Origin of the sequence: Candidatus Defluviibacterium haderslevense (assembly GCA_016712225.1) — a bacterium.
GTDB lineage: Bacteria > Bacteroidota > Bacteroidia > Chitinophagales > Saprospiraceae > Vicinibacter > Vicinibacter haderslevensis.
The window spans coordinates 1,981,059-1,996,619 of record JADJRL010000003.1 but is presented as its reverse complement, the minus strand read 5'-3'; the positions used below and the strand labels follow the sequence as shown (position 1 = coordinate 1,996,619).

The 15,561-nt window shown below is 31.4% G+C and carries 11 protein-coding genes; 2 read left to right on the top strand and 9 right to left on the bottom strand.

Annotated features, from left to right (window positions below):
• Positions 1-59 precede the first annotated feature (59 nt).
• Complete coding sequence (locus tag IPK88_08050) at positions 60-1,847, top strand: aminopeptidase P family protein (GenBank protein ID MBK8243362.1); 1,788 nt, start codon at positions 60-62, stop codon at positions 1,845-1,847.
• A gap of 24 nt (positions 1,848-1,871) precedes the next feature.
• Here IPK88_08050 and porQ read toward each other — a convergent pair whose 3' ends face one another.
• The 8 genes from porQ to IPK88_08010 form a co-directional block, all read right to left on the bottom strand.
• The gene (gene porQ, locus IPK88_08045) at positions 1,872-2,975 is read right to left on the bottom strand and encodes a type IX secretion system protein PorQ (protein ID MBK8243361.1); all 1,104 of its coding nucleotides are present in this window, start codon (positions 2,973-2,975) and stop codon (positions 1,872-1,874) included.
• 11 nt (positions 2,976-2,986) lie between these two features.
• The gene (locus tag IPK88_08040; GenBank protein MBK8243360.1) at positions 2,987-3,601 is read right to left on the bottom strand and encodes a toxin-antitoxin system YwqK family antitoxin; all 615 of its coding nucleotides are present in this window, start codon (positions 3,599-3,601) and stop codon (positions 2,987-2,989) included.
• 108 nt (positions 3,602-3,709) lie between these two features.
• Positions 3,710-5,833, bottom strand: a complete 2,124-nt coding sequence (locus tag IPK88_08035; protein ID MBK8243359.1) for a peptidylprolyl isomerase — start codon at positions 5,831-5,833, stop codon at positions 3,710-3,712.
• A 274-nt stretch (positions 5,834-6,107) separates the two neighbouring features.
• Complete coding sequence (locus IPK88_08030; GenBank protein MBK8243358.1) at positions 6,108-8,381, bottom strand: gliding motility-associated C-terminal domain-containing protein; 2,274 nt, start codon at positions 8,379-8,381, stop codon at positions 6,108-6,110.
• A 793-nt stretch (positions 8,382-9,174) separates the two neighbouring features.
• Positions 9,175-10,548 carry a peptidylprolyl isomerase gene (locus IPK88_08025; GenBank protein MBK8243357.1) on the bottom strand — a complete coding sequence of 458 codons (1,374 nt, stop codon included), beginning with the start codon at positions 10,546-10,548 and terminating at the stop codon, positions 9,175-9,177.
• A 48-nt stretch (positions 10,549-10,596) separates the two neighbouring features.
• The gene (locus IPK88_08020) at positions 10,597-11,457 is read right to left on the bottom strand and encodes a peptidyl-prolyl cis-trans isomerase (protein ID MBK8243356.1); all 861 of its coding nucleotides are present in this window, start codon (positions 11,455-11,457) and stop codon (positions 10,597-10,599) included.
• Positions 11,458-11,462: 5 nt separating this feature from the next.
• Positions 11,463-13,430, bottom strand: a complete 1,968-nt coding sequence (locus IPK88_08015) for a peptidylprolyl isomerase (protein ID MBK8243355.1) — start codon at positions 13,428-13,430, stop codon at positions 11,463-11,465.
• A 458-nt stretch (positions 13,431-13,888) separates the two neighbouring features.
• Positions 13,889-14,161 (bottom strand): HU family DNA-binding protein, encoded by a 273-nt coding sequence (locus IPK88_08010; GenBank protein ID MBK8243354.1) that lies wholly within the window; start codon positions 14,159-14,161, stop codon positions 13,889-13,891.
• Between the two features lie 188 nt (positions 14,162-14,349).
• On the opposite strand from IPK88_08010, the gene IPK88_08005 reads away from it, so the two are divergent.
• Positions 14,350-14,550, top strand: a complete 201-nt coding sequence (locus IPK88_08005) for a hypothetical protein (GenBank protein ID MBK8243353.1) — start codon at positions 14,350-14,352, stop codon at positions 14,548-14,550.
• 1 nt (position 14,551) lies between these two features.
• Here the strand turns inward: IPK88_08005 and IPK88_08000 are convergent, their stop codons facing one another.
• Positions 14,552-15,541 carry a bifunctional phosphoglucose/phosphomannose isomerase gene (locus IPK88_08000; GenBank protein ID MBK8243352.1) on the bottom strand — a complete coding sequence of 330 codons (990 nt, stop codon included), beginning with the start codon at positions 15,539-15,541 and terminating at the stop codon, positions 14,552-14,554.
• Positions 15,542-15,561: the final 20 nt, after the last annotated feature.

Genomic DNA, 15,561 nt, shown 5'->3' with positions numbered 1-15,561 from the left:
GCAAATATAACTATTCTTTTTTCATATTATAAAATTATTTAATATATAAATTGCAGATAATGGACATAAACTCAAAACTAGAGGCTATTAGGTCTAAAATGAAAATCAACGGCATCGATGCCTATATTATAGGAACTGCTGACCCTCATCAAAGTGAATACCCTCCAAGTTTTTGGGCTGGACGCCAGTGGATCAGCGGTTTTGATGGTTCTGCAGGAACCGTAATCATCAGCCAAGATCATGCTGGACTATGGACTGATTCACGTTATTTTCAACAAGCCGAACTTCAATTAGCTCACACATCATTTGTGCTACATAAACTTCAAGTCCAAACCCAATCCGAATATATTGACTGGATTTGCAATGAATTTAAGGCTGGTCAGACCGTCGGGGTTGATTTTTGGTGTTTTTCATTAAACCAAATACATCAGTTTGACAAATTGTTATCTGCCAAAGGCATTAAATTTAAAGATTGTGGAGATCTGTTAATGGATATTTGGACAGATAGACCACCATTATCTAAAACTCTGATTTATGAACATGACATTAAATATGCTGGACAGTCAAGAAAAGAAAAAATAGATTTAGTTAGGAAAGAGATGGCCCGATTAAATGCCAACATATCAATAGTCTCTGCACTAGATGAAATTGGTTACATTCTTAACCTTCGTGGAAATGATGTTCATTGTAATCCTGTTTTTGTGGCTTATTTAGTTATTCAGAAAGAGGATAGTATCTTGTTTATTGACGAGCAAAAACTAGAACCTTGGTTAAAAAATCAACTTTCAGTAGATCGTATTTTTACTCAAGATTATAAACAAATAGTTGATTATATAACTAAGCTTGATTTAAAACAAAAGGTCTTAATAGACCACAGTACACTTAATGCTAAGTTAACCTTAATGTTAGCTAAAGATTCATTAATATCAAGTGAAAGCTGTATCATGCGATTTAAATCAATAAAAAACGAAATTGAAATAAGTCATATCCGGCGTGTAATGCAAAAAGACGGTGTAGCATTGGTGAAATCTTTTAGATGGTTGGAAGCTAAATTAGCAGAACAAGACTACCCGACGGAATACCAATTTGCTATGAAAATAAAAGAATTTCGTGCTGAACAAGAAGGATATGTTAATGAAAGTTTTGATGCTATTATTGGATACAAAGGAAACGGATCGATTATTCACTATCGACCTGAAAAAGATAATTGTGAAATAATAAAATCAGAAGGTGTCTTATTATGTGATTCAGGTGGACAATATCTTGATGGAACTACAGATATTACACGTACCATTGCACTTGGTCCTATTGATGAAGAAATAAAAATTCAAAATACTGCAGTTTTAATGGGTCATATTTCTTTGGCCCGATTAATTTTTCCAGTTGACACCAAAGGTATTCAATTTGATATTTTGGCCAGACAACATTTATGGCAATTAGGTCTCAATTACAATCATGGAACGGGCCACGGTGTAGGCTTCTTTATGAATGTACATGAACCTCCGCAGGGTTTTGTATCCGTTTGGAACCAAAGAGGAAGTGCTTCATTTAAAGCGGGCATGCTGACCTCTAATGAACCAGGGTATTATCAAGTAGGCTCTTATGGAATACGAATAGAAAACCTAGTTTTGACTATTCCTCATTCAAAGAATGAATATGGTGAATTTTTACAATTCGAATCTGTAAGTTTATTTCCCATCGATGTAAACATGATACATCTGCCAATGCTTGATAAAGTATCATTACAATGGCTTAATACTTACCATGCTAAAGTATTCAATGATCTTAGTCCTTGGCTTAATACAGAAGAAAGAAATTGGCTGGAAGAAAAATGCAAACCGTTATAATTTTTTTTTAATTATTTATACCGATTATAATTTAGTATTTTTTAGAAAAGAATTAATTGAAGTTGTTATGCTAAATTGATTAGTCCCTCCTGCGATGTGATATTTAGCATATGAATAATCAATTTTAAACTTATATATTTTAAATCCTATGCCATATGACAAACCCCCAAAGGTTGTATAGTCAGCTACACTCAAATCTTTTTTTCTGAGATGATTATACCCTAATCTTAAATTAAACTGTTCTTTTTTACCTAACAACATTTCTCCACCTAATGAAAAGTGTCGCAATACATTATTCGTCCATTTAGTAAAAGCACTTTTCTCTTTGACATTGCCAAAAATATCTGAATTACTATTTAAATTTGGATCATCATATCTCACATTACCTGTCTCTAAATGATGAGCAGTGATGTAATAAATAAAAGGTAAATGAAGTAGTCGTTTTGAAAATCCAAGTTCAACAGTGAAGGGCAATTTTTCTTTTTCTATATCATAGGCATCCAAAACAACACCTAAATTTCTCAGAACTAAACTCAAACCATAATTCTTTTCCGGATTGAAATACAAACCACTAATAGAAGTGGCTAAAGCATTAGATGAAAATAAACCCAAATGACTATTGATATAATGTAAACTTGCACCAAGGGTAATTCGGTCATTAAATTTCCTAGAACCAACAACAAAAAAGTCCAGTTCATTTGCATCCGTAGTCCCATAAATATTACCAATTTCGTCAGCAGCAACTATTTTATCAGAGGAAATATATTGAATGCCAGCCTGAGCATTAATGTTCCATTTTTTAATAAGTTGAGAATAAGAAACATGACCAGCATCAATTCCATCAAAATAAAACTGATGATTAAAACTAATCGCCGTGTTCATTTTGTCATTTAATAATGATGGATTTAAATATGCTGAAGTTGGATCAGATCCCGGCCAGCTAATAGCATAAGATCCCAAAGCGGTATTTCTAGCAGAAGGTGATAAATTTAAAAATAAAAAGCTAGATTGACCTCCCGTTTGACCATACAAAGAGTGGCTGATAACTTGGAAAATAATAGCAAAGCTAATTGCAACCATCTTCATTTGTGTCCATTTGATAAATCTCATTCTAAAAAGTAGTTGCATGTTTTAAATAATTAAATTGAATCCCTTTTCCAAATGGTATTACAAATTCCATGATCACAGTTCATTTTACGAATCAAAACACCAGTGGAATCAAATAATTGAAGCAACCCATGTTCATTTGGTCCATTTAAATATGTTCCTTCAGCTTTTTTAGTTCCAGAAATATGAAATTCAACGAAAGGTCCATTTTCTTCATTGTTTGCCATTTCAACAATTTCCTTTATTTGCTGATTTTCATAATATGTTTTAAGTGTGCCAGTAAGGACATTATGCACATAATTACCCTCTAATTTTAATTGGCCATTTGGATAAAAAACCTGATAAGTACCGTGGAATTCATCATTGACATATTGTTCAATACTATACAAAGCACCTTTTTCATAAATTTTTCGAGTACCATCCAATTTGTTATCATGGTACATTTTACTTTCTATAAGGTTACCTAAGGTATCAAAATATTCATATAAGCCATTTTTGCCCATTAAAGTATCTCCATTAACTGTAATTCTTGTAGTTAAAAGACCATTTGCACTTCGAATCTCGATGATCTTATCATTTTTACATGATAATGAGACTAGTAAAAGGAGTATATTAAATAAAATGTGTTTATCAATTGTAAAAAACATAATAAACGTTTAACGTAAAAATAGCATTTTCATTTTATTGAGTTCAATAAAAAAAGCCTACCCTTTGAAAGAGTAGGCTCTGTAAGATTTAAATATTCTATTTTTCTATTAGAAGAATTTAGATCGGTGATCTACAACTCCATAATTTTTCTTTAAAGCAGCCATTAAATAAGTCATTGCAGTATTTACCGCCGGGTGTTTATAAAACTGTCTAAACATGGCTACATTGTTTTGTTTACCTGGATCTTTTTTCTCAAGTAATTTAGCAAAATAAACCCCACTCTCGCCACGGATTGGACCAACAAAAGTGTTTGGTTCTGAAATAGCTACTTGTGATATTAAATCATATTCATAGCCGGTTTTTAATTGTCCAGAATTTGTTGTGGTCTCTTTAGTCGTATCAATGACTGCTGTATAGGAACCATATTGAGTGGTCAAATCATTAACTGTTCCAATAGCTGCTACTATTTTATTGAATTTTACATCCTTCATTACATCTTCACGAACTAAATCTAAAAGAGCTTCTCCTTTTGGAATGCCTTTTTCATTAATGCTCGATAACCCAGCAATTATATATCTATTGGTAAACTTTTTGATAGGATCCTGCAATGAATAAACTTCTAAAGAAACATCACCTGGTTTGGTTTCCTTATTAAAAGCCCATTTGATAATATCTCTTGCTGCGCTGGATGAGTTTTCACCAAAATTTTTAATTTGATAACCATTCTCTAATATATTAGCTGCGGTTTCTAATTTATATTTTCCACCTTCATTGATCACTTTTTCCAGATTAACAAGATTACTATTTTCCTCAATCAATTTTTGGGCTTCTTCCAATTTACTATCCGTGATATCATCACCTGGAGCGATAGTTTCTGAAATTATACCCAGGTGCACACCCATTTCATTTTTTATGAATTTCTGATCTGTAATTTGAACTAAGTGTAAACCAAATTGGGTCGCAATTATATATAGTTTTCCTTTTTCTCCTTTATAAAAAGTAATGTCATTAAACTGTTGAACCATAGCACCTTTAGGGTAATAACCCATGTCTCCACCTTTTATACTAGAACCACCATCTTGACTGAACTGCATTGCTAAAGAATCAAATTTACCTTTACCAGTCTCGATTAAAGTTTTTAAACTATCTAATAATTTTGAAGCCGCTATATATTCTTCACGGGATTTAACTTGACGAAGGATGTGTCTTGATTTTACTGAATCTGGAATTACTTTTTTACCTAAGACTTTAGCTAAACGATATTCGCCTTCTTCAACATAAGGTCCATATACATCTCCAACATTGAGATCGAATATTGAAAATGATGAATCGTTTAATACTCCTTTTATTTCTGATTTAGTTTTGTATGCTTCGTCCCATTTTCCAAGATTGGAAACCACATAAATGGAATCTTTTGTTGCTAATTTAAAAGCCTCAACTTTATCTTCTAATATTTTTCTAATGTTAGATGAGTCTTCTTGGGTTGGAAAAATATCAATAATACTGTATTTAATATTTCTGGTATCAAATTCACTCTTATATTTATTTGGATTTTTGGACACAAATTTTTGGACATCTTCATCCGTAATAGTAACCTCTTTTTCATTAACCTGATCATAGCTTATCATACTTGAAATCAAAGTAATCTTTGTATTACTTTCTTCATGTTGTCTGGCTAACATAAAATCTGGCATATAAAGAGAATTTTTAATAATATTCTCGAGCTTTTTGAATTGGCGCTCCTTTATAATTTCCTTTTGTTGAACTTGCCAAAAGTCTTTAGCCTCTTGAGGTAAAGCATCATATCCATCCTTAAATTGATTTAATTGCTCTCTAAGAATTTGACCTGTATTGGGGTCTCTAAAATTTCGCTCTATTATAGGAGATAAATTATTACCAAATTCAAGTTCGGTTAACTCAGATTCACTAACTCCAAATCCAATGTGTTTGGCTTCCTCTTTTAATACCCCTTTCTCTAAAAATTGATTCCAGAGATATTCTTTACGACCATAAATGTCTACATCTGCGTTTTTATATAAAACGCTTTCTGTTTTTTGAAAATCCTTCCAACTGATGCTTTCACCTGCAATTTTTCCAACCGAATCAGGATTATTGAAAAACCAAGAAGATCGTCCTGACGACATATCCATAACAATAAACCCTAATAAAGCCAAGGCCATTAATATGGTTACGACCCAAAGTCGCTTTCTAATACTCGTAATTAATCCCATTTTAAAAACTTAATATATTGATAATCAAAAATTTATACTTAAAAATATCGATTTGAATCGTATTTTCGAAAAGTTCTGCAAAGCTAACAGCTTTATTCGTGATTTTCAAAGAGAATCACAAAAAATGCTTATAAATAGTAGTATTTATACTATTTCTATTGAGTTTTTAGTTTCGAACGAAGGTTTTTTGTTTAGGTTGCGTTTGTCTTTCTATTTTGACTCTATTTGTTATTGCATTATGGTCAAAAACAGAGTTATTCCTTAAATTTAAAACTTACCTTAATAAAGTCAGATCTCCGCTTATCACTTTGTTAATTAGTTCACCCTTTTCATTATAACCCTTAATTGTTAATACATAAATATAAACACCCGGATTTACATTTTTACCATTATAACTTCCATCCCAACCTTCAGAATAATTGGAACTTTTGAATAATTGAGATCCCCAACGGTCATAAATTTCTAATAAACCAATTTCACCATAGTAGACCTTAGGAACAAAATAATCATTTATTTGATCACCATTTGGTGAAAAGACGTTTGGAATAAAAAAAGAAAGCGGACATTTATCTTCAATGACTATGGTATCTGAACCCAAACAACCGAATGAATTACCTACTTGTACTGAGTAAATTCCTTCACGCTGTACTTTAAAGGTACTCACTTGAGAACCATCTTGCCACAAATAGGTATCAAATTGTTCTGTCGAAATAATCATTTGGCCCTTATCAAAGCAAAAGAACGTATCTTCTCCCAATAAAGGTATTGGATTTTTATGAATGGTTAGTTCAATATCTTCAGGATAACTCAGACAACCAAAATAATTACTTGAAACAGTATAAGTACCGGAATCTTCCGTTTTCAATTGTTTTAGAATCGGGTTCTGTTCATTAGATTTAAATTGATTTGGACCAATCCACTGATATATACAACCCGGGATATCATTCGCTAATAACAAAGCACTGTCATTTTCACAAAAAGAGCCATCTCCAATAGCTACTAAACCTCTTCTGAGTGAGACTAATATTAATTTTCTTAGCGTATCTATTTTATTACGACACAAATCATGAATTATCAATTCAACATTATAACTTCCTTGTTGTAGATATTTATGTTTCAATTCATACAAATTGGATTGAGTCCCATCTCCTAAATTCCACATAAGCTCATACCGTTTTTCTGGTAATCCCGTTTTAAATATCATTGTATCTCCGAGACACGCACCATCTGGCAATTGTAAGGCATTGATGGGTCTAAAATTTGCCCCACCACCATAAGCATAAGATTCTGCAAATCCATATCCATAGGCAATTGCAATTAAGCCGCAACCATTTGAAATTAAAGTATGGGGACCGGACCAAACATCTAACTGGACATAAGAAAATTCATTATTTGGCCCTATAGTTTGAAATTGATAACCCAATTGGCTGATCGTAAGATTATCTACTAAAAGATCCGAAGTGTCTTTAGTTTGTGTGATTATATTAATATAGTTCTCTGTTATATTTTGAAAAGTAGAATTAAAAATTGTGACTGTATCTCTATATTGTTCAAGGCTATTTAAGAGCACCATTGAAGGGTCTCCAATTTGATTATGCCCGTTGCATTCTCCACCAACTAAAAATTGTGCTATCTGTATTGGATTTGTAGCTTGAATATAAGATGCTACTGCATTTAAGCTAAACTCTCTCCATTCTCCTTTCATAAGTTTGAATGGTAAAATAGGGGTGCCTGAATTTACATTTATAGTTATATCCGTATTATCTTCTGAGGCAATAACTCTAAAAATATCTTGTGTGACGTTCTTCGCTGGAACAGTAACAAATTCCTTACCCCATACCTCTATAGGATACATTTGCTCTAAGGTGTTATCTCTGTTCCCACATCCATTAGGAATTTGAGTCCATCTATTTCCACTAAATACTGCGATTTTTTTATTTGATTTTAAATAAGATCCTGTAAGATCATCAGTAACTCGGGCTGCCTGGATCTGATAACTTTGACCTTCGTTAAGCACAATTTGTAATAAGTCTCCTTTTAACCTACCACTTTTAGTATTACAAGCTACCCGAACTTCAATAGAAGTATTATTTTCAATTGCTACTATGGCAAATTCGGAAGGGTAATGATCATCTGCATTTTCATAGCCTTTATAAGTAATGGCATAATATTGATTGCCTAAAGAATTAATGGGTAAAACTAAAGCTGCATCGGATCTATATTCATTAAATTGATGGATGTAAACAGAACTTGGGAGATCAGTTACTACCTTTACTCCCGTAGTAGAAATAATTTCAGAACCTATCATTTCTGATTCTTTTGGAACTCTAACGGTGTATACGGTATTGGCCAAAATATTAAATGACTCTCTCCAACCTATCGAAGGAAGCTCAATATAACCTGAAGTATTGTATTTAGAACTGATCATGCACATTCTATTATTGCCTCTGTCCCGATGTTCAAGAAAACTAAACCAAAATTCTGTGCCTTCATTGGACTGACCAAAAATCAAAATGGATGGCTCAAGAAAAAGCCACAATATTAGCAATAGGCAGAAAATAGGTTTGTGTGACATTTTAAATTGTGATCCTTAATGATTTATAAATAAAGATAAAGTTATCCATTTCTTTATACAAAGCTCAACATTTAACATTTATTACATTTTCAAAGATTCAAATGATCCATAAGCTTTTTATAAACTTAATATGTCCAATTTTTTGAACATTGGAATTTCGACAATTCAACTGAATTAATCATAAAATCAATCTAAATTTGGAAAACATTAAATATTACATAAAATTTATTAGAAAAAAATATAAATATATAAATTATTATTATTCAATAAATTATATGCCATCATAGATTTAAATATGACACACATATTTATTAAACCTTAAGATATTGAAAAATTGGCAAGGTTTATGCATTACAATATTTGTTGGAGTGATCCAATTTGTATCCAAGAAATTAGGTACTACAATTTCTGAGATCGGTTCGCTGGGGGGTATGAACCGGTCTCTTTTTTTCTACCTCATTTCTGTTTCTGTAGATTTTTCCTTAGGATAAAAAATCTCACACATTCTGCATTGCCTTAGTTGATAAGGAAAAAACAAATACTCCATCCCTAGGACAAATGAGCAACTCTTTACTCGCTAATCGGTCAATTGGATTTCTTAAAATAGATGGATAAAAAGGTCATTGCAGTTTGATCAAATAAATGTTAACCTTATTCACTTCTATTTTTGAAATACGCCAATTATCACTGGAGTTTGAATTTTGGTAATCAAAATTCAAATTTTTAGTATGATGATGTAGTCAAATGAAATTGAATTCCAGACAGATCAATTATTGGTTGTCCCCCAATTACTTAAGTTTGGACATTGTGATTTAATGATAGGGTCGATTTCAATATATACTTTAGGTAATTTCCGATCAATCCACTCTTTAAAATATTCATTTTTTTTATTTTCCTTCGCTGCTGCCTGGATTTTGGAATAATCTTGTTTCAAATTAGCTTTGTGTGGATCTGTTCTGGATCTTAGTTTAAAAATACGATAATATGTTTTACCCTCTTGATCTTTTGAAGGTATTGCTTTCGATAATTCACCAACTTTCAAAGCATCAATGGCGAAATATATATCTGGTTCTAAATCGGCTACTTCAAAATATGAATTTCCTGTTTTAGGATTCAAAACCTGACCTCCATTATGATAACTTTCTGTTTTTTTATCACTAAAAATTCTGACTGCTGATTCAAAAGACATAGTATCATGAAGCATTTTTGTTCTTATACTGTCAAGATACTTTTCAGCTAATGTATAATCATGATCAGTATATTGAGGTTTAATTAAAATATGTCTTGTATTAATATTATTGCCTCTTCGTCCTAATAATTGAATTACATGATACCCAAATTCAGTTTCAACGATTCCAGAAATGGAATCTTTTTCTAAATTAAAAGCAACAGCTTCAAACTCCGGAACCAAATTACCTCTCTTAATCCAACCGAGGTTCCCACCGTTTTTTGCTGAACCTAAGTCATCGGAATATGTAGAAGCCAATTTTGCAAAATCTTCACCTTGATTCAATCGTACTAGTAACTTAGATAATTTATCTTTTGCTTTTTGAACTTCAATAGGATTTACTTTAGGTTTATAAACAATTTCAGATATTTCAACATCCGAATTGAAATAAGGTAAACTATCCTTTGGTATTCTTTTAAAAAATAATTCGGTTTCATCAGGAGTAATCGTTACTTCGCCAATTACTTTTTGTTGTAAACGTTCTGACAGCATTTGGTTCATTAGGTCATCACGGAACTTATCTCTAACTTGATTTACTGTTTGTCCATAATAAGCTTCAAATTTCTTGGTATCATTTTCCATGTATTGAAGTATCTGTTCAATCCTTGCTTCCAACTGCTGATCTATTTCTTCATCTTTGACTTCCACACTATCTAATCTAGCCTGATGTATCATGAATTTTTGGATAAACATATTTTCCAAAATAGCGCATTGATCTTCATCTGAGAGTTGTGTTTGTTTTTCCTTTATATAAGAAACCTGATCATTCCAATCGGAATACAAAATAATTTCGCCTCCTATTTTACCAATTATCTTATCAATGGTTTTACTTTCCTGACTAAAACTGATATTTATACCTAATATAAAAAATAGCAAAATATTGAACTTCATTTTATTTATCTGTAATTTCATATTTAAAAATTGGCTTATTAATGATAGAACGTAAAAACGGCATTCTAATTACTTAATATTTTTTTGTTTCAATTGATTTTCGTAAAACTGGATTTTAAACTGATTAATTAAATTAATTTTTCTTTGATGTAATATGGATTCTCGGGCTTGTTCTTTTACAAATGAAAGTGGGGGATCCTGATTGGGAAGTACTATATCAATTACTTTGGTATAATATACATATTTAAAATCAGCAAATTGCCTATTCATACCTTTATAAAGTGTATTTAAGGTTATTAACCGATCTGGAAAATTATTTTGAATGTCATTCCATTTTTGCCATTTGTCTGGTTTCAAGAGACTTATTTCAGCATTATTCTGGCAAAATTTTTGCAATTGCAACAAATTAGAATTTGTAGGATTGCTCCATAAATCCTCAAACATTTTTTGTTCCTTTTGAGGCTTTGAAAATTTTGCAAAAAGCATCCTAATTATTGGACCATCCAATTTATACTCGCTTTTGTTACTATTATAATATTTTAATAATTCCTGATCAGAAATGAGTGTATCCAATTTCTCATTGATCAGCTTGTTTTCGAAGCGATCTAAAATCAAAGAATTTTTATAATCTTCAACTAAATCTAATATTTCATTTTGATCTATAACACGCTTTGCTTCTTCCAAAAAAATAACTTCCTTAGTCCAGCGATCAATAGCACCAGAAACTAAATTGGCACTATCCTCACTTGAAGTAAATGAGAATATCATTGGTTCGATGTCTGAATAGAATAATTTATTAGATTTATATGTTGCTACAAGTTGATCTTTAATATCTCCAGTAACTTTTTTAGGTTCTGTTTCTTTGCATGAACATAATAATAAGACCCAAGTGCTTATTATTAAATACAAAAAACATGACCTTCCATACATAACTTTTATTTACGAACCATTTTGTTTAATTCTTCTGTATTGATTTGAACCGGATATTTTTGTTTTAATTCATCAATCCATAAGGATTCTAAGTAATCCTGATAATCTGCTATTATATAACCTCTAGCATCATCTAAAGATTTATTTCCTACTCCTAAAATCTGATCTACTTTTTTAAAGGTAAATATATTTGAATTTTCTTCTTTAACCAATGCACTTACAAAGCCTTTTTCAAATTTTAAACCTGCGTAACTATCTGTATTTTTTTTCTCGTTCACCGTCTTCTGATAAGAGATAAAATCTTTCTTTTTATCAAATTTGGCAATTGCCTTATCCAAATCTTTCTTTTGTATATAATTATAAATTTTAGTCGCAAGTTTAACATTTGAAGTATCTATAGAAACAGTATATATAACTGCTCTTTCATCCCACTTATAATTATTTTTATTTTTTTCATAAAAAGCTTTAAGTCCGGTCGTATCTTCAGATGCTCTATCCCAAACCACATTTTTAGTGGCTTCAAAAAGTAATATACCCTCACGATATTCACGCATTAATGCTTTAAAGTCAGGATATTTTTCTTCTAATCTGCCTTCCTCATATTGTAAACATTTCTGTGCAATAAAATCGTCAAACATAGTTTGGATGGTAATTCTAATATTTTTTGATTCTGAATTTTGAAGTCTTTGTCTGGTATTAGATTTAACATAATCAGAAAAATCTTCAGAAGTTAGGGTATTAACTCCTAACGTAGCTATATTTTCTTTTACTAAATTTTCTGGAGCTTTCCACTTATAAGTAAAGAAATTGGTATCCATTTGATTTGCGAAATGATCCAGTGCCTGTGAATTTTCTTTAAAATTAGATTCAATTTTAATCTTTTCAATCAAGCTACCTTGTGCTTGTGCGAAACGACTATCTCTAGTTATATCTGCTTGGATTTTACGTTTTGCCCGATCATATGGCAATTCATCTTCATGTCTCAATCGTTTGATAATATGCCATCCAATATTTGTTTCAACTGGTGGGGCAATATCGCCATCTTTTGCAAGGTTAAAAGCTGCATCTTCAAAACTTGATTCATATTGATTAATTCCAAAAAAACCAACATTACCACCAATTAACATGGTTGTCTTATCGTCACTAGTGGTTCTGGCTAATTCTTCAAAACTGGATCCTTTTTTGATCAATTTATAAATACTATCGGCCTTCATTTGAGCAAATACATCAGGACTCCCTTTTTGAGCCTTTTTAATTAAAATATGCGCTGCTTCCATACGCCTTCTAGCTGGGCGGATATTATTCACTTTTACGATATGGTAGCCCAATCTGGTTCTAATAGGTCTCGAAAATTTTCCCTTCTCTAAAGAATAAATAGCATTTTCCAAAGCATAAAACCCATCTGGCATCATGGCTGTAAACCAACCTAATCTACCTCCTTTAGGTGCTGAAGATAGATCATTAGAATATTTGCGGGCTGTGGCTTCAAAACTTGAACCATCCAAAAGTGCTTTGTAAGCTTCCATTGCTAGGTTAAATGTTTTTAAAGTATCTGCTGGTAACGCATTTTGACTAAGACTAAAAAGTATATGAAAAACTTCTAGATCTTTTTTCTGACGTTCATAAACTTCATTTGCCAATTTGTCGGTAACTTCCTTATCATTTAGATAATTTGTAGTTAATTGCTGCCTATAGCCTTCTAATTCTTTAATTAATGAAGGTATAGTATCCAGCTTCATGTCTCTTGCAGCTTGGACTTTAAGTTTAAACCGGGTATATAAATTGAGGTAATCTTCCAAAGATTGCCTACTATAATTTGCATCCTTACCATTATTTTTATTATATATATAATCAAATTCTGACACTTTTACTGGATTTCCAGCTACAGAAAACAGAACTGGATCACTTTTCTGAGCAAATAAGTTGCTTGAAATACTTAAAAAAATTACAAATAGCTTCGTTGAAAATTTCATATTGTTTTGTTTTATAAGAGGTCAAAAATAACCATAAAATAAGGATATTGATGAATGTTTATTATGACTTTAAGATTATTTAACGTTTCTTTATCAAATAAATTTGGTAAAATAGGATTATTTGATTTTTTCATACTTTTTAAAATGAGAAGGTCAAAAAATCACTATTCTAAATCCTGTAATCATAATATCGCATCCAGAATTTCATTCGTATAGAATAGAAGAATGGTCACAATTAGAGATAAAATAAAGACTATTAATCTTTATTCTAAACCTTGTACTTATTTTAAAATAAACCTATAGAATTTGAAAACTATGCCTGAAAGTGTTTACTCTCTAATTCCATTTTTCCATAAAAATGAATATAATTCCTTAACAATCAGTTAATTTCAAATTTAACTTAAAAGAAAAAAGCTCTGAACCATATGGAGCAGAGCTTTTAAATTTTTTGTGGTTTACTAGTTTAATTTTTCAGAAAGACCTTTTCCTGCTTTAAATCGAACCACTTTTTTCTTAGGAATTTTAATAGTTTTTCCGGTTGCTGGGTTACGACCTTCTCTTGCTTTTCTTACAGAAACAGCAAAAGTACCAAAACCAACTAAGGTAACTCTATCTCCTTTCTTAAGGCTTTTCTCGATTGACTCTAATACTGAGTCTACAGCAGCTGCTGCTTGTGCTTTGGTTACATCTGCAGCTTTTGCTACATTAGCGATCAAATCTCCTTTGTTCATGTTTTATGAATTTTTTATTTTTTAAATGATATCACAAAAATATATGATCTATTTTAATTATACAAACATATTTACAAATAAATTATATCTGAAACATCAACATACATAGGTCTTTTGAACACATTTCTTATGAAGATAGTAATAAAATCGTAACTTTTAACGTTGATTATCAATAAATTGCCCATAAAATGGAAAGAAAACTGCACTCATACTATTATCAATTATTTGTATTCATCTTTTTTGCCTTATGTATCATCTCATGCCACAGAGGGACAGGATGTCCTGCAGAAGATACTCATGTCAAATTGGACAAACACGGTAATCCCAAAGGAAAGCCTCAATCAGGACTTTTTGATAAAAAAATGCAAAAGAAAATGAAACACAAATAAATTATTTGTTTAGATCCAATTGTGCTTTAAACGCATCTATAACTTTAACTTCAACTACATCAACCTGATTTAATTCTGCTAAATATAAACTAACATAATCCAGTAGATGTACTAAATAGAGGCATTTTTCAATCAAAGTATTTCCTTTAGATATCAAATCAATGGTAGTACCCGCAAAATGAGAAACAACATCTTTGGTCAGGTCCATCCTCAATTTGTTTTGTTTTCGATCGTCTTGGTTTCTTAGAAAAAGTACAGCTAAGGATTCATCATTCTTGCGCCATCCAACCAATTCATTATGATTCATTTCAGGGATGACATTATGCCAACACAATCGTTTTGAATTTTCATTAATTTGTTGCCTAAACCTTAATGCTACGGGTTCAATGCGATCGCTACAATATATTACAACTGTTTTGTTAAATAAAGCATTAGCTAAATGCTGCGCTTTTTCTTGAATATTCTCGGTTTCATCTTTCAATAATTGGACACTTGATTGGAGTTCAGATTCAAAATCTAAAGTTACCAAACCTAATTTTTTAAGTATAAACATTTGAGCAACAATTGAATATCCTAGACATGCTCTTGGAGAAGCCCATCCACTAGTTACTTGAATAAAATCAAGGTCATTTTCTTTTGCAATTTGTAAGATTTTACCACCTGAAGCAACACAAATAATTCTGGCACCAGTTGACATCATTTGATTTAATGATGATAGGGTCTCTTCAGTATTTCCGGAATAGGAGGAAACAATAACCAAAGAATCTTTATCGATATAAGCAGGAGGATCATATCCTTTATTAACGATATATGGAACTTTCAAATGATTTCTAAAAAAACTCGCCACAAAATCTCCACCAATTCCTGATCCACCCATTCCTGCTACGTAAACTTCAGTAATTGGTATATTTAAACTTCTTATCTGTGATTCATTTGCTATTCTTATTGCTTCCAGAATTTGTTCAGGAAAGCGTTTGATCATTTCCAACATAAGCGATTACCTTTGAATTA